The following is a 23,331-nucleotide window of genomic DNA, read 5'->3' as shown; positions in this document are numbered from 1 at the left end:
GGGGGTCAGACCGCCAGGGCGCGGCGGGCGGCGGGGCCGGTCAGCGCGCGGCGCTCCTCCTCCGTCAGCCCGCCCCAGACGCCGAAGGGCTCCCGGGTGCGCAGCGCGTGCTCCAGGCAGGCGGCGCGGACCGGGCATCGGGCGCAGACCTCCTTCGCCGCCCGGTCCCGGTCGTCACGTTCCTCCCCCCGCTCACCGGCGGGGTGGAAGAAACGGCTGGGCCCGAGCGCCCGGCAGGCGGCCCGGGACTGCCACTGCCAGTGGTGGAGGGCTGCGCCGGGCAGGCGCGAGAGGTCGGTCATGGCGGCTCCTTTCAGTGGCCTCGTCCCGCGTCTGACCACTCGCCGCCCACTGAAACCCGCAACCGCCGTGGGAACCGGGAGCGCGGCGGCGGTCCGGACGACCGCTGATCTGCTGCGTGTTCATCGCCACGGCCGTCTTCCCGCCGCCCGCGCTCCGTCCCGCCGACGCTACGGGCAACTCCGGCGGAACTCGATGAACCCCGTGTTAAACCGCGTTACGGATGCACTGTTCCGGGGTGCGCAGGCCGACGAAGACCGGCTCGCGGCGCAGCGTGAAGCCCATCGACTCGTACAGCCGGATCGCGCCCGTGTTGGCCGCCGCCGCGTGCAGGAAGGGCAGGTCGCCGCGGTCCCGGATCACGGCCGCCACCGACCGGACCAGCCGTTCCGCCAGGCCCCGGCCGCGGAAGTCCGGGTGGGTGCACACCGCGCTGATCTCGGTCCAGCCCGGCGGCCGCATCCGCTCCCCGGCCATCGCCACGAGCCGGCCCTCTTGCCGGATCCCGAGGTACGTGCCCAGCTCGACGGTGCGGGGGAGGAAGGGGCCCGGCTCGGTCAGCTTCACCAGGGCCGTCATCTCCGCCACGTCGGCGGGGCCGAGCCGGACCGCCTCCGGCGCGTGCTCGGCCCTTACCGCCCGGCCGTCCAGCTGGACCCCCGGAATGCACAGCACCGTCTCCCAGCCCGGCGGCGGGGTCGGCAGGCCGGTCAGCCACACCTCCTCGCCGGGCCCGGTCAGCGCGGCCAGGTCCGCCCAGGCGGCGGGGTCCTCCGGGTCGGCGACGGAGGCGAAGGGGTTCGCCTCCAGGAGGTAGCGGGCGGCCCCGCTCCCCGAGAACTCGGCGAAGGCGCGGTGCGCGCCGTTCAGGGAGGCCCACACCGGGTTGTCGAGCGGGGAGGCGGGATTCTCGGCGGCCATGGCGGTGCGGGATCCTTCCGTAGGGGACGGCCGCAGGGTAAGCCCCGACGGCCCGGCTGAGCAGCCGCTTTTTCCCGCGGTCGCGGGCTCCCGCCCGGGCCCCGGACCCACCCGAATGGGCCCGCGCAACGAATCACCGCCCACCGGGCAGAACGCGCAACGAATCGATGCGCCCAGCGCAACGGTCACGGCTTGTCCGGGTCGAACGCGCGAACGTACCGTTTTACGACCCCCACCCCACCTGTCACAGAGGTACGCCCATGCCCCCGCTGCGCACCGCACTCCTCCAGAGCTCCGGACGGCTCGGCGACACCGCCGAGAACCTGAAGCGGCTCGACGAGGCCGCGTCGCGCGCCGCACAGGGCGGGGCCGGGCTCCTCGTGACCTCGGAGATGTTCCTGACCGGCTACGCGCTGGACCTCCAGGAGGTGCCGGGGTACGCCGAACCGGCCGACGGCGAGTCCGCCCACGCCATCGCGGGCATCGCCCGCCGCCACGGGATCGCCGTCCTGTACGGCTACCCGGAGCGGGACGGCGACACCGTCTACAACTCGGCGCAGCTGATCGGCCCCGACGGCGCCCGGCTGGCGAACTACCGCAAGACCCACCTGTTCGGCTGCTTCGAGCAGGACGCCTTCACCCCCGGCGACGCCCCCGTCGTCCAGGCGGACCTGAACGGCCTCCGCGTCGGCATCATGATCTGCTACGACGTGGAATTCCCCGAGAACGTACGGGCCCACGCGCTCGCCGGGACCGACCTCCTCCTGGTCCCGACCGCGCAGATGCACCCCTTCCAGTTCGTCGCCGAACAGCTGGTCCCCGTACGGGCCTTCGAGAACCAGATGTACATCGCGTACGTCAACCGGACCGGCCCCGAGGGCGAGTTCGAGTTCGTCGGCCTCAGCTGCCTCGCCAGCCCCGACGGGGTCACCCGTACCCGGGCCGGCCGCGGCGAGGAAATGGTGTTCGGGCAGGTCGACCCGGAGCTCCTGGAAGCCTCCCGCGAGACCAACCCGTACCTGCGCGACCGCCGCCCGGGGCTCTACGCCTCCCTCGTCTGAGCCCTCGGCTCCGCCCCCGCCCTTCCCGCCCCGCCTGTTCTGCCGCAAGGAGACGTACCCCCATGACGTCCACGGTGCCCACCACCGCCGTTCCGCACAGCGACGGCCAGCCCCCGATCACCATGTTCGGGCCGGACTTCCCGTACGCCTACGACGACTTCCTCGCCCACCCGGCGGGCCTGGGCCAGATACCGGCGACCGAGCACGGCACCGAGGTCGCGGTCATCGGCGGCGGCCTGTCCGGCATCATCTCCGCCTACGAGCTGATGAAGATGGGCCTCAAGCCCGTCGTGTACGAGGCCGACCAGATCGGCGGCCGTCTGCGCACCGTCGGTTTCGAGGGCGCCGGCACCGAGGGCCTGACCGCGGAGATGGGCGCCATGCGCTTCCCGCCGTCCTCCACGGCGCTCCAGCACTACATCGACCTCGTGGGCCTGCAGACCCAGCCCTTCCCGAACCCGCTGGCCGAGGCCACCCCCTCCACGGTCGTGGACCTCAAGGGCGAGACCCACTACGCCGAGACCATCGCCGACCTCCCGCAGGTCTACCGCGACGTCGCCGCCGCGTGGAACGCCTGCCTCGACGAGGGCGCCGACTTCTCCGACATGAACACCGCCATGCGCGAGCGGGACGTCCCGCGCATCCGCGAGATCTGGGCGAAGCTCGTCGAGAAGCTCGACGACGAGACCTTCTACGGCTTCCTCTGCAAGTCCGAGGCGTTCAAGTCCTTCCGCAAGCGCGAGATCTTCGGCCAGGTCGGCTTCGGCACCGGCGGCTGGGACACCGACTTCCCGAACTCCATCCTGGAGATCCTGCGCGTCGTCTACACCGAGGCGGACGACCACCACCGCGGCATCGTCGGGGGCTCGCAGCAGCTGCCGGTGCGCCTGTGGGAGCGCGAGCCCGAGAAGATCCTGCACTGGGCCCAGGGCACGTCCCTGTCCTCGCTGCACGACGGCGCCCCGCGTCCGGCGGTCACCCGCCTGCACCGCACGGCCGGCAACCGCATCACCGTCACCGACGCGTCGGGCGACATCCGCACCTACCGTGCCGCGATCTTCACGGCCCAGTCGTGGATGCTGCTGTCGAAGATCGCGTGCGACGACACGCTCTTCCCGATCGACCACTGGACGGCGATCGAGCGCACCCACTACATGGAGTCCTCGAAGCTCTTCATCCCGGTGGACCGGCCGTTCTGGCTGGACAAGGACGAGGAGACCGGCCGCGACGTCATGTCGATGACGCTGACCGACCGGATGACCCGCGGCACCTACCTGCTGGACAACGGCCCGGACCAGCCGGCCGTGATCTGCCTGTCGTACACCTGGTGCGACGACAGCCTGAAGTGGCTGCCGCTGTCCGCGAACGAGCGGATGGAGGTCATGCTGAAGTCCCTCGGCGAGATCTACCCCAAGGTCGACATCCGCCGTCACATCATCGGCAACCCGGTGACCGTGTCCTGGGAGAACGAGCCCTACTTCATGGGCGCGTTCAAGGCCAACCTGCCGGGCCACTACCGCTACCAGCGGCGCCTGTACACGCACTTCATGCAGGACCGCCTCCCCGAGGACAAGCGCGGCATCTTCCTCGCGGGCGACGACATCTCCTGGACGGCCGGCTGGGCCGAGGGTGCGGTCCAGACCGCGCTGAACGCCGTCTGGGGCGTCATGCACCACCTCGGCGGGTCCACGGACGCCGCCAACCCGGGCCCGGGTGACGTCTTCGACGAGATCGCCCCGGTCGAACTCCCCGAGGACTAGTCCTTCTTGACGCGCCGCACTCCTTCTTGACGCGCCGCTCGCGCGGTGCGGCGCCTGGGCGCCTTACCGGCTTCGCGCCGCTGCGCCGGACTCCGTCCGGCGTGGGCGGGGCGGGGCCGGTTCGTGTTTCGGGGGCCGGTGGGTCGTGTGCGGGTGGTGTGCCGCTGCGCGGGCGGAGTTCCCCTACCCGCCCTTCCACCGTTCCCAGGGGCGCTGCCCCTGACCCCGTACGGGCGCTGCGCGCCCGCGCCTCAAACGCCGGCGAGGCTGGGTTTCCCAGCCTCGCCGGCGTTTGAGGCGCTGGGGGCACCTCCCAGCGGTAGCTGGGGGAGGGTCTGGGGGCGGAGCCCCCAGGGGGTCCGGGGCGGAGCCCCGGGGAACGGTGGAAGGGCGGGTAGGGGACGGCCCCGCGCAGCGGCCCGCCCGCAAAAACGCGGCGGCGTCACCGGCCGGTGCGCACCCCCGCCCGGCGGGACCGGCGGCAGCGGACCGGTGTCACCGGCCGGACGGGCACCCCCGCGCAGCGGACCGAAGGGCCGTCGGGGTCAGGAGACAGCGGCCCACCAGCCCCACACCGGCGTCGAGGGACTCCTCGAACTCCTCCGCCAGGTCGGGCGAGCGCCGCAGCGTCCACAGCAGCCGCGCCGACGCCCAGGCCCCGGCCCGGGCCCGCTCCAGGCTCCACGACCCCAGCAGATGGGTGAGCGGGTCGGCGACCTCCAGCAGGTCCGGGCCCGGCATCAGGTCCTCCCGGATGCGCTCCTCCAGGGAGACCAGGGTGTCGCCGACCTGGTGGAAGTCGGCTTCGAGGGCCGCCGGCGGGCAGTCCAGCACGCGACAGGTGGACACCACCGCGAGGGCCAGGTCGTGCCCGATGTGGGCGTTGATCCCGGCCAGCGCGTGCTGGAGGGGCCGTACGCCCGGGTGGCGCCGGTACTGGAGCAGCGGGCGCCAGCAGGCAGGCGCACGGTCCGCCTCCACCGCCGCCAGGTACCGCTCCGCGAACCGCACGGCCAGCGTCTCGGCCCGCCGCGGCGCCGGGAACCCGCCCTGGCCGATCCGCCGGTGCAGGGTCTGCGTCACGGTCATGTACACGCGGTTGAAGACGGCCACACCGTCCTGCGCGGGGAGCCGCTCGTCCAGGGCGCGCATCCGCGCGAGTACCGCTTCCATGCAGGGCAGCGTCCCAGCCCGGACGGCCCGCGCGGGGAACTTGGCCGTGCGCTTCGCCGGTTCGGGCGAAGGTCCGTCAACCCCGCTTGTCGCCCTCGGCTCCGGCGGCCGGGCCGGCGTCGTAGTCCGACGTGCCGGAGTCCAGCAGCGGCTCCTGCTCCTTCAGGTGCGCGGGGGCGAAGTAGCGCAGTGCGTGGTAGCCGCTGATGACCACGATCGTGCCGAGCGCGATGCCGCCCAGCTCGAAGCTGTCGGTGAAGTGCAGCTTGACCCCGCCGACGCCGATGATGATGCCCGCAGCGGCCGGCACCAGGTTCAGCGGATTGCGCAGGTCCACCCGCCCGTTCAGCCAGATCTGCGCGCCGAGCAGGCCGATCATGCCGTAGAGGATCACGGTGATGCCGCCCAGCACGCCGCCGGGGATCGCGGCCACGACCGCCCCGAACTTGGGGCAGAGGCCGAAGAGCAGGGCGAAGCCGGCCGCCGCCCAGTAGGCCGCCGTGGAGTAGACGCGGGTGGCGGCCATGACGCCGATGTTCTCGGAGTACGTGGTGTTGGGCGGGCCGCCGACCGCCGTGGACAGCATGGACGCCGCGCCGTCGGCGGCGATGGCGGTGCCGAGCTTGTCGTCGAGCGGGTCGCCGGTCATCTCGCCGACGGCCTTGATGTGCCCGGCGTTCTCGGCGATCAGGGCGATCACCACCGGCAGCGCGATCAGGATGGCCGACCACTCGAAGGACGGCGCGTGGAAGGACGGCAGACCGATCCAGTCGGCCTTGCCCACGCCGGAGAGGTCGAGCCGCCAGTGGTCCACGGCCTCGGGCCCGCCCACCGTGGAGTGGATCTTGCCGAAGAGCAGGTCGAAGACCCAGGAGACCGCGTACCCGAACACCAGGCCCAGGAAGATCGCGATGCGCGACCAGAATCCGCGCAGGCACACCACCGCGAGCCCGGTGAACAGCATGGTCAGCAGCGCCGTCCACTGGTCCTGCGGCCAGTACGTCGAGGCCGTCACCGGCGCCAGGTTGAAGCCGATCAGCATCACGACCGCGCCGGTCACCACCGGCGGCATCGCCGCGTGGATGATCCGCGCCCCGAACCGCTGGACGGCCAGACCCGCCAGGAACAGCGCCGCGCCGACGGTGAAGACCGCGCCGGTGACCACCGCGCTGTCCCCGCCACCGGCCCGGATCGCCGCCGCGACACCCACGAAGGAGAGCGAGCAGCCCAGGTAGGAGGGGACCCGGCCGCGCGTCGCGAGCAGGAAGATCACCGTCGCGATGCCCGACATCATGATCGCCAGGTTCGGATCCAGGCCCATGAGGACCGGCGCGACGAAGCTCGCTCCGAACATCGCCACGACGTGCTGGGCGCCGAGCCCGGCCGTGCGCGGCCACGACAGCCGCTCCTCGGGCCGCACCACCGCGCCGGGAGCGGGCGTCCGCCCGTCTCCGTGCAGGGTCCAGCGCACGCCGAAGCCCATGTCCCACCACTTCCGTTCCGTCGGCCGATCAAGGATCCTGGCCGCCTGCGGGTAGATCACCACAGGGATCACCGCAGAGATCACCGCAGTGGGCCAGCGGATATATTACGGCCGGATAGATGCTGGTTCGTCCCGATTGACGGGACCGGCCGCGCCCGGCGCCCTCCCCGTCCGCAGCACCCCCGCCCCCGCGGTCAGCACGCACGCCAGCAGGGTCACCAGCCCGAACGACACCACCAGCGAGCTGGCGTCCGCCACCGCGCCGATCGCCGACGGCGCGATCAGGCCCGAGGTGTACGTGATCGTCGCGACGCCGGCGATGGCCTGCGCCGGAGCCGGACCGCTGCGCGCCGCCGCCGCGAAGGCCAGCGGCACCACCACCGCGATGCCGAGCCCGATCAGCGCGAAGCCCGCCATGGCCGCCGCCGGCTGCCGGACGCCGACCACCACCAGCCCGCCCGCGACCGCCAGCACCCCGCCCGCCCGTACGGTCCGCACCGCCCCGAACCGGTCCACCACCCGGTCCCCGGCCAGCCGGGCCAGGGCCATGGTCAGCGCGAAAGCGGTGGTGGAGGCCGCGGCCGGACCGGCCGCCGAGCCCAGTACGTCCCGCAGGTACACCGCCGACCAGTCCAGGCTCGCCCCTTCCGCGAAGACCGCGCAGAAGCCCACCCCGCCGATCAGCAGGGCCGTCCTCGGGGGCCGGGCGAAGCGCGGCGGGGCCTCCTCCTCGTGCTCGGCGCGCAGGTCCAGCACCCCGCGTACGGCGACCAGCCCGGCGGCGGTCAGCGCCAGCGCCGCGACCAGGTGGTGGAGCCGGGCGTCGGCCCCCGCGTGCGCGGCGACCGTGCCCGCGGCCGAACCCAGCAGGGCGCCCACGCTCCACATGCCGTGCAGCGAGGACATGATCGAACGGCCGAGCCGGTTCTCGGTCTCCACGCCGAGGGCGTTCATCGCCACGTCCGACATGCCGGCGGTGGCCCCGTAGACGAAGAGGGCCCCGCACAGGGTCCACAGGTTCGGGGCCAGGCCCGGCAGGGCCAGCGACAGGGTCCACAGGGCCAGCAGCCCGCGCAGGGCGGCGCGGGCGCCGAAGCGGTGGCTGATCCGGCCGGCCAGCGGCATCGCCAGCGCCGCGCCGAGGGCCGGGAAGCCGAGGGCCAGGCCCAGCGTTCCCGCGCCGAGCTGGGCGTGGTCCTGGATCCAGGGGATGCGGGTGGCGAAGGAGCCGGTGACGGCGCCGTGGACGCAGAAGACGGCGGCCACCGCGTGGCGGGCGTGGCGCAGGCGCGCCGGGCTGAGGTCGGGTTCCCCGGTCATGGGGAGTAAACTATCAGGGAGCCTGCCTGATAGTTAGAGCCTCCGCCTCCATAAGATGGGCGCCGTGACCCCTGCCAAGGTGCTGACCCCCGCCGCGACGGCCGTGCCGTCCCCCGCCTCGCCGAGCACGGCCCGGGCCATCAACGACCGCCTCGCCCTCGAACTCCTCCAGGAGGAGGGGCCCCTGACGGCAGCCCAGCTCAAGCGGCTGACCGGGCTGTCCCGCCCCTCCGTCGCCGACCTCGTCGAACGGCTCGGCGCGGCCGGGCTGATCGAGGTCGTGGGGGAGTCCGGCGAACAGCGCCGCGGCCCCAACGCCCGCCTCTACGGGATCGTCGCCGGCCGCGCCCACCTGGCCGCCCTGGACGTACGGACCGACAGCGCGACCGCCGTGGTCACCGACCTGCTCGGACACCCCCTGGCCCGCGCCTCCCTGCCCGTCGACGCGGTCGGCGAGGCCGTCGCCCGGCTGGCGGAGCTGACCCGGGAGGCCGGCGCGCGGGAGCTGCACACCGTGGTCGTCGGCGCGCCCGGACTGGTCGCCCCGGCCGGCGGCGAACTGCGCGACACCGGCGGTCTGCCCGCCTGGCACCGGGACCTGGTGGCCGCCCTCCAGGAGACCCTGCCGGCCAGGGTGGTGGTGGAGAACGAGACCAACCTGGCGGCCCTCGCCGAGCAGCGCGTCGGCGCCGCCCGGGACCTGGACTCCTTCGTGCTGCTGTGGCTCGGCGCGGGCGTCGGCGCCGCCGTCGTCCTGGACGGACGGCTGCGCCGGGGCGCCTCCGGCGGGGCCGGCGAGATCGGCTTCCTGCCCGTCCCCGGGACCGCCGGGCTGCCCTCCGCCACCGACTGCGGCGGTGGCTTCCACTCCCTGGCAGGACGCGCGGCGGTGGCCGCCCTGGCGGCGGAGCACGGCTTCACCGGACCCGTGGAGGAGGCCGTGGCCGGCGCGGCGGGGGAGGACTTCCTCGACGCCCTCGCCGAGCGGCTCTCCCTCGGGGCGGCGGCCGTCGCCGCCGTCCTGGACCCGGGCTGCGTGGTCCTCGGCGGGGAGCTCGGCCGCGCGGGCGGGCCCGGCCTCGCCGCCCGGGTCGCGGACCGCCTGGCCGCCCTGACCCCCGTCCCGACGGAGGTCCGCGCCACCGCCCTCGGCGGCCCCGCCGTCCTGGAGGGAGCCCGCCTGGCCGCCCGGGCGGCCGCCCAGGACGACCTGTTCGGCTAGGGCCTGTCCGGTGGATCAGGGTCGGACAGGCCCTGGGCCGTGTCTTTCGGATCAGGCCCTGGAGGCTACTTCCGCCGCTCCAGGAACTCCCCGAAGCTGGTCCGGCCCACCGCCTGCCCGGGGGCCAGGTTCCCGCCGCGCCGGAAGCCCGCGTACGCCTTCCCCGCGAGCGGCAGCGCGACCACGCGCCGCCTGCTCCCCGTCGCCGCGAGGCAGGCGCGGCCCCACTCCTGGAGGGTGCGGATCTCGGGCCCGCCCATGTCCGGCACCCGCCCCGCCGGGGCCGGCACGGCCAGCTCCGCCAGCCGGTCCGCGACCTCCTCGACGGCGATGGGCTGGACCCGTACGCCCCCGGGCAGCGGGACCACCGGCAGCTTGGCCGCCGTCTCCACCACCCGGGCCACCAGGTCGTGGAACTGGGTGGTCCGCAGGATGGTGACCCCGAGCCCGGACTCCTCCAGCATCCGCTCCACCCGCAGCTTCGTCCGGTAGTAGTTCAACGGCACCACGTCCACCCCGACGATCGAGATGTAGACGATGTTGGTGACGGTCCCGGCGCGCCGGGCCGCCTCGATCAGGTGCCGGGCCGCGGTGTCGTCGCCCCCGCGCGGCGAGCTCGCGCAGTGCACCACCACCCGCGCGCCCGCCATCGCCGCGTCCAGCCCGCCGCCGTCCCGCAGATCGACGGGGAAGTCGGGGGAGCGCCTGCTCAGGACCCGGACCTCCTGGCCGCGGTCCCGCAGCCGGGCGACGGCCAGTGCTCCGAGGTTCCCGGTGCCGCCGGTGACGAGGATCGTGCTCATGATGGGTGTCCTTCCGCGTGGGTGTGCCTTCTCCCAGGAGACAGACGGGGGCCGCGGAATGTGACAGCCCGCGCCGAGCGGGCTCCGTACGCGGGAGGACCCGGTGGCCGCCGGGCCACCGGGTCCTCGCTCACGCTCGGCCGCAGGGGATCAGCAGGCGCCCTGGTCCTTCCAGACGCCCCACTGGCCGGTGCTGCCGGGCTCCTCGTTCTGCGTCCACCACTGGGCCTTCCAGGTGTGGCCCTTGTGCGAGACCACGCTCCCGGAGTTGTAGACCGTGCCCGCCACGTACGCCGGGGAGGTGCAGGCCCCGGGGGTGGTCGGCGGGGTCGTCGGGGGAGTGGTGGGCGGGGTGCTGCCGCCGCCCGGCTCGCCGGTGGTGGTGCCGCGCGCCAGGTCACCGGCGAGGGCGTAGGTGGTGCCGGAGATGTTCACCGTCCAGTTGGAGGGCGTGGACACCGGCAGGTAGTAGTTGAACGAGAGGTCGACCGAGGCGCCCGGGGCCAGCGTCTGCCAGGCCGGGAGCTTCAGGGAGACCCGCTGGAAGTCGCCCTTCAGGCCGCCGACGTTGTTGCCGGTGTGGCCGGTGGCGATCACCTTCGTACCGAAGCCGGACTGGTCCGAGGCGTTGGCCGGGGCCGACGTGCCGTAGTCGAACTGGAACTCGGTTCCGCCGGGCAGCGTGCTCTTCGTGTTGTTGGTGATCTTGAGCTTCGGGGTGATCGGGTAGTTGGAGTCGCCCAGCTTGAACTCGGTGAACTCCGTCTTGATGTCCACGGCCTGCGCCGGCGGCGCGGTGGTGCCCGCCTTCCTCGCGCCGTACGGGGTGGCCGCCTTGAACTTGTCGTACATCAGCGAGGTGAGCGTGTCGCCCATCTCGTACTGGCCCTTGGCCGCGTTGTACGCGTAGTCGCCGGCCAGTTCCCAGACCATCGTGCCGCCGATGCCCTTGTCGACCACGTAGTCGGCCTTGGCCGCCACCGACTGCTCGTCCTCGGTCGACAGGAAGACCTTCTTCTGCGCGTTCCACAGCCAGGGCGCCACGAGCGTGGAGTCGTACTTGCGGGCGTAGCTGCCGGTCAGGGTGGTGTTCGCGGGGAAGCCGTACGTGGTGACGTAGTCGCCGACGACGCCCTTCTCCAGGTTCTTGGCGTGCCACATCGGGTTGGAGCCGGCCGGGGACTCGACCCCGTTGGCGTCCTTGTCGTGCCACAGGTTGTCGATGCCGACCGCGCCGTCGCCGCACTTGGTCAGACCGGCGCCCGCCGGGCAGCTGGTGGCCGGGGCCTTGCCCCACAGGCCGTCCGTGCCGCCCTGCACGTTCTTGAAGCCGCGGGTGTAGTACGGCAGGCCGATGTTGATCCGGCCCGACGGCATCGAACCGCGGAAGTAGTGGTAGGCCCAGTCGGTGTTGAGGTAGCCGACGCCGCCGTACTGGGAGGTGGAGTAGACGCCCGCGGCCGCCAGCTCGGCGTCCTTGCCGTCGTCGAAGAGGGAGGCGTTGGGGCCGACGTACTCGTTCCAGGCACCGTGCAGGTCGTAGGACATGATGTTGACGTAGTCCAGGTACTTCTGCATCTGGAACGTCTCCATGCCCCGCAGCAGGTAGCCGGAGGAGGGGGCGGCGACGGAGAGCAGGTAGTGCTTGCCGTCGGCGGCGCCCGCGCGGTCGAGCTTCTCGCGCAGGGTCTTCATGAGGACGTCGTAGCCCTTGACCAGGCCGGCGCGGCGGGCGTTGGACAGCTGCCAGTCCAGCGGGTTGCCCGCGTCCTTCATGGTGGTCGGGTACTCGTAGTCGATGTCGACGCCGTTGAACCCGTACTTGCGGACGAACTCCACCGAGGAGTCCGCGAAGGTCTCGATGCCGGCCTGGTTGACCGAGCCGTCGGCGTTGGTGGCCATCGAGTAGAAGCCGCCGGAGGCGACCCGGTTGCCGTCGTCGCCGAAGTAGCCGCCGGTCTCGGCCCAGCCGCCGACCGAGATCAGCGTCTTCACGTTCGGGTACTGCTTCTTGAACTTGTTCAGCAGGTTGAAGTGGCCCTTGTACGGCAGGGCCGGGTCCATCTCGGCCCCCGCGACGCCCGGCCAGGTCATCCCGGTGGCGGCGTTGTTCGCGTTGTCCGCGCCGACCGAGAGCTTGTTGTCCGCGCCGACGTGGGCGAACGCGTAGTTCAGGTGGGTGACCTTGGACCACGGGATGTTGTTGGCGAGGTAGGCGGGGCTGCCGTCCTTGCCGGTGCGCCAGCCGGTGAAGTAGCCGATGACGCGCCGCTGGTGGTCGGCGCCCATCTTCTCGCGGCCTTCGGAGTCGTAGACCGAGCAGTACGGGACGTCGACGCCGGTCGTCTTGTAGAGCCCGTCCGGGCGACAGCTCTCGTTCTCGGGGGCGGCGTGCGAGACGCCCGCGGAGAGCCCGCCGACCAGCAGTCCGGCGATCGTCGCGCCGGATGCCAGGAGCATCGCTCTCATACGTGTGGGGGACGGCATGGTGCCTCCTGGGGAGGGGAGGATGGCGGGGCCAACGTGCGGCAACAGGCAGGAAGGTGGCGCTGGTTGGCCCGTGACGTGCGCACGTCAACAGGCCGGCTCCCGGGGAAGATGAAGGGAACGTTAAGAGGACTAGACCAACCCGTCAATAGGTCTGGACCAAAGCCGGGCAGGGGGAGAGCGCGACACCGGTGGCGCAAGAGGAGCGCTCGAGAACGGCGCCCCTGTGAGCCAGGCCACAGCGCCTCACCCGCATGGCCCCCGATCACCCGTGGCACACTGGCCCTAGTACCAGTAGCAGCGCACTCCGGGGTCGGTGTAATTCCGAACCGGCGGTATAGTCCGCGACCCGTCCGCATCCAGCGGCCGGTTGACCAGGTGAAATTCCTGGACCGACGGTTAAAGTCCGGATGGGAGGCAGTGCGCGGCGGGCCAGTCACCGGTACGCCGCCGTCGGCGGTCCATCGGCGTATTCCCTGCGGATACGTGTCGGACGGACCGTGTTCTCCGGCCTCGGCGTCCCCGCGTGCGCTACCCGCTTCATCTGTCGTATCCCGACAGGCCCCGGAGTCCGTGCCCGATGAGGCAGGAGGACCCGGTGGCGACACACGCCGCGCAGGCAGCACCCGACCCGAGCATCACCGCGATGCGCCGGGCCATCGAGCTGGCCTCCCGCGGACTCGGCTCCACCAGCCCCAACCCCGTCGTCGGCTGCGTCATCACCGACCCCGCGGGCGCCGTCGTCGGCGAAGGCTGGCACGAGCGGGCCGGCGGCCCGCACGCCGAGGTCCACGCCCTGCGCGCGGCGGGAGACGCCGCCCGCGGCGGCACCGCCTACGTCACCCTCGAACCCTGCAACCACACCGGCCGCACCGGCCCCTGCGCGCAGGCCCTGGTCGACGCCGGGATCGCCCGCGTGGTCTACGCCGTCTCCGACCCGAACCCGCAGGCCAGCGGCGGCGGCGCCACCCTGCGTGCCGCCGGGGTCGCCACCGAGGCCGGGCTCCTGGCCGACGAGGCCGAACAGGGCAACACCGCCTGGCTGACCTCCGTACGCCTCGGCCGCCCCCACGTCACCTGGAAGTACGCCGCCACCCTCGACGGCCGCAGCGCCGCCGAGGACGGCAGCAGCCGCTGGATCACCTCCCCGGAGTCCCGTGCCGACGTGCACCGGCTGCGCGCCGAGGCCGACGCGGTCCTCGTCGGCGGCGGCACCCTGCGCGCCGACGACCCCCACCTCGCCGTCCGGGGCGTCGACGGAGCCGTCCAGCCGCTGCGCGTCGCCCTCGACGCGCGCGCCGGCCTCCCGGCCACCGCCCGCATCCTCGACGGCGCCGCCCCCACCCTGATCGTCACCGGCGAGGACGCCGACACCGCGCACCTGCCCGGCACCGACGTGCTGCGGCTGCCGCTGCGCGACGGCCGCGTCCCCCTCGACCGCCTCCTCGCCGAGCTGTACGGGCGCGGCGTGCGCTCCGTCCTCCTCGAAGGCGGCCCCACCCTCGCCGGAGCCTTCCTGGAGGCCGGAGCCGTGGACCGCGTCGTCGGCTACATCGCCCCGGCCCTCCTCGGCGCCGGCCCCGCCGCCCTCGCGGACGCCGGCATCACGAACATCGCCCACGCCGTACGCCTCGACATCACCGAGGCCGTCCGCACCGGCCCCGATCTGCGCATCACCGCCGTCCCCACCAACGCCCCCAAGGAGCACTGAGTGTTCACCGGAATCGTCGAAGAACTGGGCGAGGTCACCGCCGTCGAGCAGCTCGCCGAGGCCTCCCGCTTCCGCCTGCGCGGCCCCGTCGTCACCGAAGGCGCCAAGCACGGCGACTCGATCGCCGTCAACGGCGTCTGCCTGACCGTGGTGGAGACCGAGGACGGCGAGTTCACCGCCGACGTCATGCAGGAGACCCTCAACCGCTCCAGCCTCGGCGCCCTCGCCGCCGGCTCCCGGGTCAACCTGGAGCGGCCCATGGCCCTCGGCGGACGGCTCGGCGGCCACCTCGTACAGGGACACGTGGACGGCACCGGCCGGATCATCTCCCGCACCCCCTCGGAGCACTGGGAGATCGTCAAGGTCTCGCTGCCGGAGAACCTCGCAAGGTACGTCGTAGAGAAGGGCTCTATCACTGTGGACGGCGTCAGCCTCACCGTGGTGGAAGCCGCCGCCGACTACTTCACCATCAGCCTCATCCCCACCACCCTCGCGCTGACCACCCTCGGCATCAAGCAGAGCGGCGACCCGGTCAACCTCGAGGTCGACGTCCTCGCGAAGTACGTCGAGCGCCTGCTGGCCGCCGGCGTGAACCCGCTGCACGCCGACAAGGAGCCGAAGTGAGCGCCCTGACCTGGCTGAACTCCGAGGCCTTCACCGCCTTCGGCCAGAAGATCATCTGGTCGGACGCGATCGGCAACACCATGGGCCTCGCCGCCCTCGCCCTCGGCTGGCGGCGCTCCATATGGACCTGGCCGACCCAGTTCCTCTCCGGCGTCATCCTCTTCGTCGCCTTCGCCGCCGGCCACCTCTCCGGCAACGCCGGCAAGCAGATCGTCGTCATGCTGGTGGCCCTGTGGGGCTGGGCCCAGTGGACCCGCGGCAAGCGGCAGGCCCAGGACGCCTCCCTCGCCGTCCGCTTCGCCACCTGGCGCGAGCGCGGCCTGCTGCTCGGCGCCGCCGCCGTCGGCACCCTCGCCGTCACCGGGCTGTTCACCCTCTACCCGTGGATGTCCTGGAACCCGCTGCCGGACGCCTACATCTTCGTCGGCACCATCGTCGCCATGTACGCCCAGGCCAAGGGACTGGTCGAGTTCTGGTTCGCCTGGCTGCTCGTCGACGCCGTCGGCGTCCCCCTCGCCTTCAGCAGCGGCTACGCCTTCTCCGCGTTCGTCTACGTGATCTACGGAGCCCTCGTGCTCTGGGGCGCCTACGACTGGTACCAGCGCTCGCGCACCACCCCCGCCACGGCCCTCGAAGGAGCAACGGCATGACCACCATCCTCAAGTCCGTGCCGGACCCGGCCGAGCAGGCCGCCCAGGAGACCTTCCGCCTCGACCCCGTCGAGCAGGCCATCCGCGACATCGCCGCCGGCCGCCCCGTGGTCGTCGTCGACGACGAGGACCGCGAGAACGAGGGCGACCTCGTCATCGCCGCCGAGAAGGCCACCCCCGAGATCGTCGCGTTCATGATGAGCGAGTGCCGGGGCCTGATCTGCGCGCCGATGGAGGGCCCCGAGCTGGAGCGCCTGGAGCTCCCGCAGATGGTCCAGAAGAACACCGAGTCGATGAAGACCGCCTTCACCGTCTCCGTCGACGCCGGCGCCGAGCACGGCGTCACCACCGGCATCTCCGCCGCCGACCGCGCCACCACCCTGCGGCTGCTGGCCAACGGCACCTCCGAGGCCGGCGACTTCGTCCGCCCCGGCCACATCTTCCCGCTGCGGGCCAAGCCCGGCGGCGTCCTGGTCCGTAACGGCCACACCGAGGCCGCCGTCGACCTCGCCCGCCTCGCGGGCCTGCGCCCCGCCGGCGCCATCGTGGAGATCGCCGGCGAGGACGGGGTCATGCTGCGGCTGCCCGAGCTGATCCCCTTCGCCCGCAAGCACGGCCTGACGATCATCTCCATCGAGGACCTGATCGCCTACCGCCGCTCCTCCGAGCCGACCGTGCGCCGCGAGGCCGAGGTCAGCCTGCCCACCGCCGCCGGCGAGTTCACGGCGTACGGGTACCGCTCCACCGTCGACGGCGTCGAGCACGTCGCCCTCGTCCACGGCGAGGTCGGCGACGGCGAGGAGGTCCTGGTCCGGATGCACTCCGAATGCCTGACCGGCGACATCTTCCAGTCCCAGCGCTGCGACTGCGGTCCCCAGCTCCAGGCCGCCATGGCCCGCATCCAGGACGCCGGCCGCGGCGTGGTCGTCTACCTGCGCGGGCACGAGGGCCGCGGCATCGGACTGCTGTCCAAGCTGCGCGCCTACGAGCTCCAGGAGCGCGGCCGCGACACCCTGGACGCCAACCTGGAACTCGGCCTGCCCGCCGACGCCCGCGACTACGGGGCCGGCGCCCAGATCCTCGCCGACCTCGGCGTCCGCAGCGTCCGGCTGCTGACCAACAACCCCGACAAGTCGGCCGCCCTCGTCCGCCACGGCATCGCCGTCACCGGCCGGGAGCCCATGGCCGTCGAGGCGGGCGAGCACAACCTGCGGTACCTGCGCACCAAGCGGGACCGGATGGGCCACGACCTGCCCTGGCTGGAGGGTGCCGTACCCACCTCCGCCTGCGGCAACCAGTAACCGGTAACCGGCACCACCCAGACACACGACACACCACTCGTACACACCAGCGGAACCGAAACACCGAGGAGCAGAGCTGTGAGCGGCAAGGGCGCACCCGAACTGAGCGTGAAGAACTGCGGAGACCTCCGGGTGGCCGTGATCGCGGCCCAGTGGCACGAGAAGGTCATGGACGGTCTGGTCGACGGCGCCCTGCGGGCCCTGCACGAGCTGGGCATCGACGAGCCCACCCTGCTCCGCGTCCCCGGCAGCTTCGAGCTCCCGGTCGTGGCGAAGGTGCTGGCGGGCCGCGGCTACGACGCCATCGTCGCGCTCGGCGTGGTCATCCGCGGCGGCACCCCGCACTTCGACTACGTCTGCCAGGGCGTCACCCAGGGCCTGGTGCAGGTGTCGATCGACACCGGAGTCCCCGTCGGCTTCGGCGTCCTGACCTGCGACAACGACGAGCAGGCACTGGACCGCGCCGGCCTTGAGGGGTCGAACGAGGACAAGGGGCACGAAGCGGTCACCGCCGCCGTCTCCACCGCCATGACCCTGCGTACGGTCAGCGAACCCTGGCGGTAGTCCAAGGAGTGAACCCCGGCACCGGGCGACGGGGCGGAGCCCGTACTCTAAGGGCATCATGGCGAACGAATCCGTTAAGACCTTTGAAGAGCTCTTCGCCGAGCTCCAGCTCAAGGCCGCCAACGGCGACCCCAGCACCTCCCGCACCGCCGAGCTCGTGGGCAAGGGCGTCCATGCCATCGGCAAGAAGGTCGTCGAGGAGGCCGCAGAGGTCTGGATGGCCGCCGAGTACGAGGGCAAGGAAGCCGCCGCCGAGGAGATCTCCCAGCTGCTCTACCACGTCCAGGTGATGATGGTGGCGCGCGGGATCTCCCTCGAAGACGTCTACGCGCACCTCTAGGCCGGAGAGCCCCGTGACCGGGGCCCCGCCCCCGCCCACCCCTTTCCCACCTACGCACCAAAGGAAGCCCCATGCTGCGCATCGCCGTCCCCAACAAGGGTTCACTCTCCGGACCGGCGTCGGCGATGCTCCATGAGGCCGGCTACCGCCAGCGCAAGGAGTCCAAGGAACTCGTCACGGTCGACCCCGACAACGAGGTCGAGTTCTTCTACCTCCGCCCGAAGGACATCGCGATCTACGTCGCCTCGGGCAAGCTGGACATCGGCATCACCGGCCGCGACCTGCTCCTCGACTCCGGCGCCAACGCCGAGGAGATCCTGCCGCTGAACTTCGGCCGGTCCACCTTCCGCTACGCCACCAAGCCCGGCACCGCCAAGGGACCCGAGGACTTCGGCGGGATGACGATCGCCACCTCGTACGAGGGGATCGTCGCCAAGCACCTCGCCGACCAGGGCGTCGACGCCTCCGTCGTCCACCTGGACGGCGCCGTCGAGACCGCCATCGAGCTCGGCGTCGCGCAGGTCATCGCCGACGTCGTCGAGACCGGCACCAGCCTGCGCAACGCCGGCCTGGAGGTCATCGGCGAGCCGATCCTCAAGTCCGAGGCGACCGTCATCCGCCGCACCGGCGCCGACAACGAGGACCCCAAGGTCGCGCAGTTCCTGCGCCGCCTCCAGGGCGTCCTGGTGGCCCGCAGCTACGTGATGATGGACTACGACTGCCGCGCCGAGCACCTGGAGCGCGCCGTCGCCCTCACCCCCGGCCTGGAGTCCCCGACGATCTCCCCGCTCCACAACGAGGGCTGGGTCGCGGTCCGCGCCATGGTCCCCGCCAAGGAGGCCCAGCGGATCATGGACGACCTGTACGAGCTCGGCGCGCGCGCGATCCTCACCACCTCGATCCACGCCTGCCGCCTCTAGGGCCCGTCCGGCCGGCGAGGGGTCCGCACCCGGACCGCCCGCCGGCCCCCGCCGCCTCCCCGTACGGCGCACCACCCCCGCGCCGTCCTCCCGTACGCCACCCCAGAAGGCCCAGCGCACCATGAGCGAGTCCGCCGCCCACCCCGCACCCCCCGCCCTGCCGGTCACCTTCCGGCCGAACCGCACCCGGGCGGTGCTGCTCAGCGTCGGGCTCGCCATGTTCGCCACCATCACGGCGATCGCGCTGCTCCTGGAGAACCTCAGCCCCGGCGAGCGGGTCAGCTTCGTCTTCACCGCCGCCCTGATGGCCTCCGTCCTCGTCCTGCTCAGCCGCCCCAAGGTGGTCGCGGACGAGACCGGCGTCACCGTGGTGAACCTCACCACCACCCGCCGCCTGGAGTGGGCGCAGATCCTCCGCGTCAACCTCCGCCCCGGCGACCCGTGGGTCTTCCTCGACCTCAACGACGGCACCAGCCTGCCCGTTCTCGGCATCCAGCCCGGCGTGGCCAAGGCACGGGCCATCGGCGACGCCCGCGCCCTGCGCGCCCTCGCCGAAACCCGCGGAACCGGCGCAAACGACCACTGACCCGGCCGGGCCTCGTCGCTGCGTCCCATTGCGGCGGCGATCTCAATGACTACCCTGGTGGCGGGGCGCGCCCGTGCGCCCTCCCACCGCCCCGGGACCCCGTGGCCCGTGGGCACCTGCGACCAGAGGAGTGACTCCCTCCAGCAATGGACGGATCGTCCGGTAGTACCCGCGCCGCCCTCCCCACGGAGGCGGCGGCATGACCATCCCGCTACTGCTGCTCGTGGCGGCATTCGCACTGATCCTCGCCAACGGTTTCTTCGTGGCGGCCGAGTTCGGCCTCGTCACGGTGGAGAAGCCCGAGGCCGAGCGCGCCGCAGCCGAGGGCGACCGCCGTGCCCGCACGGTCGTCCAAGCCCTGGGGGAGCTGTCCTTCCAGCTCTCCGGCACCCAGCTCGGCATCACCATCACCTCACTCGTCGTCGGCATGCTCGCCGAACCGGCCCTCGCCGGCCTGCTGTCGGGGCCGCTCGCCGCCACCGGCCTGCCCGCCGGAGCCGTCTCCGGCGTCGCCGTCTTCACCGGCATGCTGCTCGCCTCCGCCGTGCAGATGGTCGTCGGCGAGCTCGTCCCGAAGAACTGGGCGGTCTCCCGGCCGCTCCAGGTGGCCCGTTTCGTGGCCGGCCCGCAGCAGGCCTTCTCCCGGGCCTTCCGGCCCGTCATCGCCGGCCTCAACTCCGTCGCCAACCGCCTCGTGCGGGCGCTCGGAGTGGAACCGGCCGAGGAGATGGCCTCCGCCCGGACCCCCGGCGAACTGGTCTCCCTGGTCCGCCATTCGGCCCAGGCCGGCGCCCTCGAACAGGACACCGCCGACCTCTTCGTACGGACCCTGTCGCTCGGCGAACTCACCGCCCAGCACGTCATGACGCCCCGGGTGAAGGTCAGCGCCCTCCAGGACACGGCCACCGCGGCCGACGTACTGAACCTGACCCGGGCCACCGGCCTGTCCCGCTTCCCGGTCTACCGCGAGCGCATCGACGAGGTCACCGGCGTCGTCCACCTCAAGGACGCCCTCGCCGTGCCCGAGTCCGAACGCGCCCGCACCTCCGTCGGCCGGATCTGCGTCGCCCCGCTGCTGGTCCCCGGCTCCCTGCCGGTCCAGCCGCTGCTGGAGCGGCTGCGCAGCGAACAGCCGATGGCCGTGGTCGTCGACGAGTACGGCGGCACCGCCGGCGTGGTCACCCTGGAGGACATCGTGGAGGAACTCGTCGGAGAGGTCCGCGACGAGCACGACCTCGCCGAGGACGACAGCCCCGAACTGGCCGCCGTACCCGGCGAGGACGGCCGGCCCTCCTGGGAGGCCGACGGCAGCTGCCGCGTCCACACCCTGCGCCGGATAGGCCTCGAAGTGCCCGAGGGGCCCTACGAGACCGTCGCCGGGCTCGTGGCCGACCTCCTCGGCCGGATCCCCTCCCCCGGGGACCGGGCCGAGCTGCCGGGCTGGAAGCTGTCCGTCCGCCAGGTCCGGCGCAACCGCGCGGAGCGGGTACGGCTGGTACGCCTCACGGCGGTGCCGGCCCCCGCGAGCGGCCGCCCGGCCGCCGAGCTGGAAGGCGCCGCCCGGTGAACGCGCTCCAGCTCGTCTTCGCCCTGCTCCTCGTCCTGGCCAACGGATTCTTCGTCGGCGCCGAGTTCGCGCTCGTCTCCGTACGCCGCAGCCAGATCGAGCCGCTGGCCGGTGAGTCCAAGCGGGCCCGCCAGGTGCTGTACGGCCTGGAGAACCTGCCGCGCATGATGGCCGCCGCCCAGTTCGGCATCACCATGTGCTCGCTGACCCTCGGCGCCGTCGCCGAGCCCACGGTGGCCCGGCTGCTGGAGCCCGTCTTCCACGCCCTCCACGTGCCCGAGGGCCTGATCCACCCCCTCGGCTACGTGGTCGCCCTGTCGGCGGTGGTCTTCCTGCACCTGGTCATCGGCGAGATGGTCCCGAAGAACCTCGCGATGGCCGCCCCGGAGAAGACCTCCCTGTGGTTCAGCCCCGGGCTGGTCGCCTTCGCCCGGCTCTGCGGCCCCGTCACCACGGCGCTCGGAGCGTGCGCGGCGCTCGTCCTGCGGCTGTTCAACGTCGAGCCGAAGGACGAGGTCGAGGCCGTCTACACCAGTGCGCAGCTGGGCCGGCTCGTGGAGGACTCCCGGCAGGCCGGACTCCTCGAACCGGTCGAGCAGGAGCGCCTGGAGGACGCCCTGGAACTGGGCAGCCGCCCGGTCACCGACGTCCTGCTCCGGCGGGACCGCCTCGTCACGGTGGGCCCGGCCGTCACCCCCCGGCAGATCGAGCAGCTGACGGTGCGCACGGGCTACTCCCGCTTCCCCGTCCGCTCCGAGACCGGGGCCTTCATGGGCTACCTCCACGTCAAGGACGTCCTCGACCTGGAGGACCGCGAGCGGGCGGTGCCGCAGCGGGTGTGGCGCCGCATGACCACGCTGTGCTCCACCCTCCCGCTGGACGACGCCCTCAGCGTCATGCGCCGCGACGCCACCCACCTGGCCCAGGTGGCCGACCCCGCGGGCCGGATCCTGGGCCTGGTGGCCATGGAGGACGTCCTCGAAATGCTGGTCGGCGAGGTCCGGGACCCCGCCCACCGGCCCTTCGCCCGCGTCTGATCCGGCTCACCCCGGGATGAGTGCCTCCCACTCGTCCCGGGTGGGGCCGTCGTGCCCCGGCGAGAAGTCCGGGTTGGCCTCCAGCCAGGCCGTCACGTGCCGGTCCACCTCGTCGGTGCCGTAGGCGTCGGCGGCGGGCAGCAGGAGGTGGCGGACCTGGGCCCGGGCCCGCATGACGACGGGGTCCTCGAAGGCGCAGGCGCCCACGGCGGCGGCCCGCCGGTCCGAGAGCGGCGTGCTCTCGGCGAGGCGCTGCTCGTTGACGCGGTCGGCGGCCACCTGGGCGTCGAACCACGGGCGCAGGTTCCGGGCCGTCCAGTCGTGGTAGCCGGCCGGGTCCGCGGCCGTCGCGTCGGCGTGGGCGGCGAGGTACTGGGCGGCGCGCAGGCCGAAGGCGACACCGTGCCCCAGCGTGGGATTGGTGTGGACCAGGCTGTCGCCCGCGTTGACCAGGCCGGTGACCACGGGCCCGGCGTCGTCGGTGAGGGAGGTCCAGCGGTTGGGCAGGCCCGCCATGGGCAGGACGGCCGACTGCGGTTCGGGGGCCAGGCCGAGCCAGGCGGCGGCCGCAGGGAAGCGGCGGGCGGCGGCCTCGAACACGGCCGGGTCGGTGACCGCGCTCCGGGTCGGGTCGCCGGTGGAGAGCACCAGGTGCACCGCGAAGGTGTCGTTGTCGGAGGGGAACACCCCGGCGAGCGCGAACGGCGCGGCCGACCCGGTCTTCACCTTCCCGGGGTCCCGGGGGCCGTCGGCCCGCAGCCTGTACCAGCGGCAGAAGTACGCGAGCCCGGTGCGGTGGCCGTCGACCACGGGCGGGCGGCAGCCGGCCCCGGTGAGCCAGGCGGGAACCGGCGAGCGGCGCCCGGACGCGTCGACGACCAGGTCCGCCCGGTGCTCCTGGGCCCCCACCCGCACGCCGGTGACCCGCGGCGGGCTGCCCTCCGCGAAGGCGAGGCCGCTCACCCGGCTGCCCTGCCGCACGTCGACGGCGGCTTCCCGCCGCACGGCCGCGGCGAGCGCCGCCTCCAGCACGATGCGGCGGGTCCGCAGGGTCACCAGCTCGTCGTCCCCGTCCCGGGCCGGCGGATGCGCGCCGAACCAGTCGAAGTCGTGGTACTCCCGGGCACCGCGCGCCAGCAGGTCCGCGTAGACGTCGGGTACCTCGGCGCGCAGGACGGTGCGCACGGGGGCGAGGAAGGAATGCGGCTGGACGGCCTGCGGCACCCGGGGCCGGTCCCAGTCGAAGAAGTCCCGGTCGAGGTCCTCTCCGGCCCGCCGTACGTCTTGCTCGTACAGGGTGACCGCATGGCCCCGCCGCCCGAGCATGAGGGCCGTTCCCAGCCCGCTGATACCCCCGCCGATCACTGCAACCCGCGCCACTGAGGCTCCCCTTCGCGTCGTGTTGCGGATCGACCCTACCCGCGGGTGATCACCGCCTGCCCACCGGGTCGCCCCGGGGGCCGGGGCGGGGGCCGGGGCGGGGGCCGGGGCGGGGGCCTGG

21 protein-coding genes and 1 riboswitch are annotated in these 23,331 nt (G+C 72.9%); of the genes, 13 read left to right on the top strand and 8 right to left on the bottom strand.

Going from position 1 to position 23,331, the window contains the following annotated elements:
- Positions 1-5 precede the first annotated feature (5 nt).
- The gene (locus ACZ518_RS22935) at positions 6-302 is read right to left on the bottom strand and encodes a WhiB family transcriptional regulator (protein ID WP_469114861.1); all 297 of its coding nucleotides are present in this window, start codon (positions 300-302) and stop codon (positions 6-8) included.
- A 205-nt stretch (positions 303-507) separates the two neighbouring features.
- Positions 508-1,221: a GNAT family N-acetyltransferase gene (locus ACZ518_RS22930; RefSeq protein ID WP_469114860.1), complete on the bottom strand. Its 714-nt coding sequence runs from the start codon at positions 1,219-1,221 to the stop codon at positions 508-510.
- Positions 1,222-1,481: 260 nt separating this feature from the next.
- On the opposite strand from ACZ518_RS22930, the gene ACZ518_RS22925 reads away from it, so the two are divergent.
- A complete protein-coding gene (locus ACZ518_RS22925) occupies positions 1,482-2,282 on the top strand; it encodes a carbon-nitrogen hydrolase family protein (RefSeq protein ID WP_469114859.1) in 801 nt (266 codons plus the stop codon).
- 62 nt (positions 2,283-2,344) lie between these two features.
- Positions 2,345-4,042, top strand: a complete 1,698-nt coding sequence (locus tag ACZ518_RS22920; RefSeq protein ID WP_469114858.1) for a flavin monoamine oxidase family protein — start codon at positions 2,345-2,347, stop codon at positions 4,040-4,042.
- Positions 4,043-4,537: 495 nt separating this feature from the next.
- Here ACZ518_RS22920 and ACZ518_RS22915 read toward each other — a convergent pair whose 3' ends face one another.
- The 3 genes from ACZ518_RS22915 to ACZ518_RS22905 form a co-directional block, all read right to left on the bottom strand.
- Complete coding sequence (locus tag ACZ518_RS22915; protein ID WP_469114857.1) at positions 4,538-5,215, bottom strand: DUF5995 family protein; 678 nt, start codon at positions 5,213-5,215, stop codon at positions 4,538-4,540.
- A gap of 76 nt (positions 5,216-5,291) precedes the next feature.
- Entirely contained in the window at positions 5,292-6,698 is a 1,407-nt protein-coding gene (locus tag ACZ518_RS22910) for a uracil-xanthine permease family protein (protein ID WP_469115134.1), read from the bottom strand.
- A gap of 105 nt (positions 6,699-6,803) precedes the next feature.
- Entirely contained in the window at positions 6,804-8,018 is a 1,215-nt protein-coding gene (locus ACZ518_RS22905; RefSeq protein WP_469114856.1) for an MFS transporter, read from the bottom strand.
- A gap of 55 nt (positions 8,019-8,073) precedes the next feature.
- Between ACZ518_RS22905 and ACZ518_RS22900 the strand changes: the two genes are divergently transcribed.
- Positions 8,074-9,240: an ROK family transcriptional regulator gene (locus tag ACZ518_RS22900; protein ID WP_469114855.1), complete on the top strand. Its 1,167-nt coding sequence runs from the start codon at positions 8,074-8,076 to the stop codon at positions 9,238-9,240.
- 65 nt (positions 9,241-9,305) lie between these two features.
- Here the strand turns inward: ACZ518_RS22900 and ACZ518_RS22895 are convergent, their stop codons facing one another.
- Complete coding sequence (locus tag ACZ518_RS22895) at positions 9,306-10,043, bottom strand: SDR family oxidoreductase (protein ID WP_469114854.1); 738 nt, start codon at positions 10,041-10,043, stop codon at positions 9,306-9,308.
- Between the two features lie 150 nt (positions 10,044-10,193).
- Entirely contained in the window at positions 10,194-12,530 is a 2,337-nt protein-coding gene (locus tag ACZ518_RS22890; protein WP_469114853.1) for a chitinase C-terminal domain-containing protein, read from the bottom strand.
- 298 nt (positions 12,531-12,828) lie between these two features.
- Positions 12,829-12,958: riboswitch (FMN riboswitch) on the top strand.
- A gap of 152 nt (positions 12,959-13,110) precedes the next feature.
- On the opposite strand from ACZ518_RS22890, the gene ribD reads away from it, so the two are divergent.
- From ribD to ACZ518_RS22840, 10 genes are all read left to right on the top strand, one after another.
- Complete coding sequence (gene ribD, locus ACZ518_RS22885) at positions 13,111-14,241, top strand: bifunctional diaminohydroxyphosphoribosylaminopyrimidine deaminase/5-amino-6-(5-phosphoribosylamino)uracil reductase RibD (protein WP_469114852.1); 1,131 nt, start codon at positions 13,111-13,113, stop codon at positions 14,239-14,241.
- Positions 14,242-14,865, top strand: a complete 624-nt coding sequence (locus tag ACZ518_RS22880) for a riboflavin synthase (protein WP_469114851.1) — start codon at positions 14,242-14,244, stop codon at positions 14,863-14,865.
- Positions 14,862-15,515 carry a nicotinamide mononucleotide transporter family protein gene (locus ACZ518_RS22875; protein WP_469114850.1) on the top strand — a complete coding sequence of 218 codons (654 nt, stop codon included), beginning with the start codon at positions 14,862-14,864 and terminating at the stop codon, positions 15,513-15,515. The genes ACZ518_RS22880 and ACZ518_RS22875 overlap by 4 nt, the downstream gene beginning before the upstream one ends.
- Positions 15,512-16,816 carry a bifunctional 3,4-dihydroxy-2-butanone-4-phosphate synthase/GTP cyclohydrolase II gene (locus ACZ518_RS22870; protein WP_469114849.1) on the top strand — a complete coding sequence of 435 codons (1,305 nt, stop codon included), beginning with the start codon at positions 15,512-15,514 and terminating at the stop codon, positions 16,814-16,816. The genes ACZ518_RS22875 and ACZ518_RS22870 overlap by 4 nt, the downstream gene beginning before the upstream one ends.
- Positions 16,817-16,894: 78 nt before the next feature.
- Positions 16,895-17,380, top strand: a complete 486-nt coding sequence (gene ribH / locus ACZ518_RS22865) for a 6,7-dimethyl-8-ribityllumazine synthase (protein ID WP_007262951.1) — start codon at positions 16,895-16,897, stop codon at positions 17,378-17,380.
- A gap of 58 nt (positions 17,381-17,438) precedes the next feature.
- Complete coding sequence (locus ACZ518_RS22860; RefSeq protein ID WP_469114848.1) at positions 17,439-17,720, top strand: phosphoribosyl-ATP diphosphatase; 282 nt, start codon at positions 17,439-17,441, stop codon at positions 17,718-17,720.
- A 71-nt stretch (positions 17,721-17,791) separates the two neighbouring features.
- Positions 17,792-18,640 (top strand): ATP phosphoribosyltransferase, encoded by an 849-nt coding sequence (hisG, locus tag ACZ518_RS22855; protein ID WP_469114847.1) that lies wholly within the window; start codon positions 17,792-17,794, stop codon positions 18,638-18,640.
- A 121-nt stretch (positions 18,641-18,761) separates the two neighbouring features.
- Positions 18,762-19,226, top strand: a complete 465-nt coding sequence (locus ACZ518_RS22850) for a PH domain-containing protein (RefSeq protein ID WP_469114846.1) — start codon at positions 18,762-18,764, stop codon at positions 19,224-19,226.
- Positions 19,227-19,425: 199 nt separating this feature from the next.
- Entirely contained in the window at positions 19,426-20,793 is a 1,368-nt protein-coding gene (locus ACZ518_RS22845) for a hemolysin family protein (RefSeq protein ID WP_469114845.1), read from the top strand.
- Positions 20,790-21,830, top strand: coding sequence for a hemolysin family protein (locus ACZ518_RS22840; RefSeq protein WP_469114844.1), 1,041 nt, complete (start codon positions 20,790-20,792; stop codon positions 21,828-21,830). Before ACZ518_RS22845 ends, ACZ518_RS22840 begins: the two co-directional genes overlap by 4 nt.
- A gap of 6 nt (positions 21,831-21,836) precedes the next feature.
- Here the strand turns inward: ACZ518_RS22840 and ACZ518_RS22835 are convergent, their stop codons facing one another.
- Positions 21,837-23,210: an FAD-dependent oxidoreductase gene (locus ACZ518_RS22835; protein WP_469114843.1), complete on the bottom strand. Its 1,374-nt coding sequence runs from the start codon at positions 23,208-23,210 to the stop codon at positions 21,837-21,839.
- Positions 23,211-23,331 lie beyond the last annotated feature (121 nt).

The sequence above is a fragment of the Streptomyces sp. NPDC033966 genome, assembly GCF_055575955.1.
Note: the sequence above shows the minus strand (reverse complement) of the source record. Positions and strands in the feature narration are given on the sequence as shown.

Bases quoted from the DNA above. Each gene is read 5' to 3' on its own strand.
- ACZ518_RS22925 (WP_469114859.1), top strand. From the start codon at position 1,482: ATGCCCCCGCTGCGCACCGCACTCCTCCAGAGCTCCGGACGGCTCGGC.
- ACZ518_RS22935 (WP_469114861.1), bottom strand. From the start codon at position 302: ATGACCGACCTCTCGCGCCTGCCCGGCGCAGCCCTCCACCACTGGCAG.
- ACZ518_RS22870 (WP_469114849.1), top strand. From the start codon at position 15,512: ATGACCACCATCCTCAAGTCCGTGCCGGACCCGGCCGAGCAGGCCGCC.
- ACZ518_RS22890 (WP_469114853.1), bottom strand. From the start codon at position 12,530: ATGCCGTCCCCCACACGTATGAGAGCGATGCTCCTGGCATCCGGCGCG.
- ACZ518_RS22860 (WP_469114848.1), top strand. From the start codon at position 17,439: ATGGCGAACGAATCCGTTAAGACCTTTGAAGAGCTCTTCGCCGAGCTC.
- ACZ518_RS22910 (WP_469115134.1), bottom strand. From the start codon at position 6,698: ATGGGCTTCGGCGTGCGCTGGACCCTGCACGGAGACGGGCGGACGCCC.
- ACZ518_RS22915 (WP_469114857.1), bottom strand. From the start codon at position 5,215: ATGGAAGCGGTACTCGCGCGGATGCGCGCCCTGGACGAGCGGCTCCCC.
- ACZ518_RS22920 (WP_469114858.1), top strand. From the start codon at position 2,345: ATGACGTCCACGGTGCCCACCACCGCCGTTCCGCACAGCGACGGCCAG.
- ACZ518_RS22895 (WP_469114854.1), bottom strand. From the start codon at position 10,043: ATGAGCACGATCCTCGTCACCGGCGGCACCGGGAACCTCGGAGCACTG.
- ACZ518_RS22905 (WP_469114856.1), bottom strand. From the start codon at position 8,018: ATGACCGGGGAACCCGACCTCAGCCCGGCGCGCCTGCGCCACGCCCGC.
- ACZ518_RS22845 (WP_469114845.1), top strand. From the start codon at position 19,426: ATGACCATCCCGCTACTGCTGCTCGTGGCGGCATTCGCACTGATCCTC.
- hisG (WP_469114847.1), top strand. From the start codon at position 17,792: ATGCTGCGCATCGCCGTCCCCAACAAGGGTTCACTCTCCGGACCGGCG.
- ACZ518_RS22850 (WP_469114846.1), top strand. From the start codon at position 18,762: ATGAGCGAGTCCGCCGCCCACCCCGCACCCCCCGCCCTGCCGGTCACC.
- ACZ518_RS22930 (WP_469114860.1), bottom strand. From the start codon at position 1,221: ATGGCCGCCGAGAATCCCGCCTCCCCGCTCGACAACCCGGTGTGGGCC.
- ribD (WP_469114852.1), top strand. From the start codon at position 13,111: ATGAGGCAGGAGGACCCGGTGGCGACACACGCCGCGCAGGCAGCACCC.
- ACZ518_RS22900 (WP_469114855.1), top strand. From the start codon at position 8,074: ATGGGCGCCGTGACCCCTGCCAAGGTGCTGACCCCCGCCGCGACGGCC.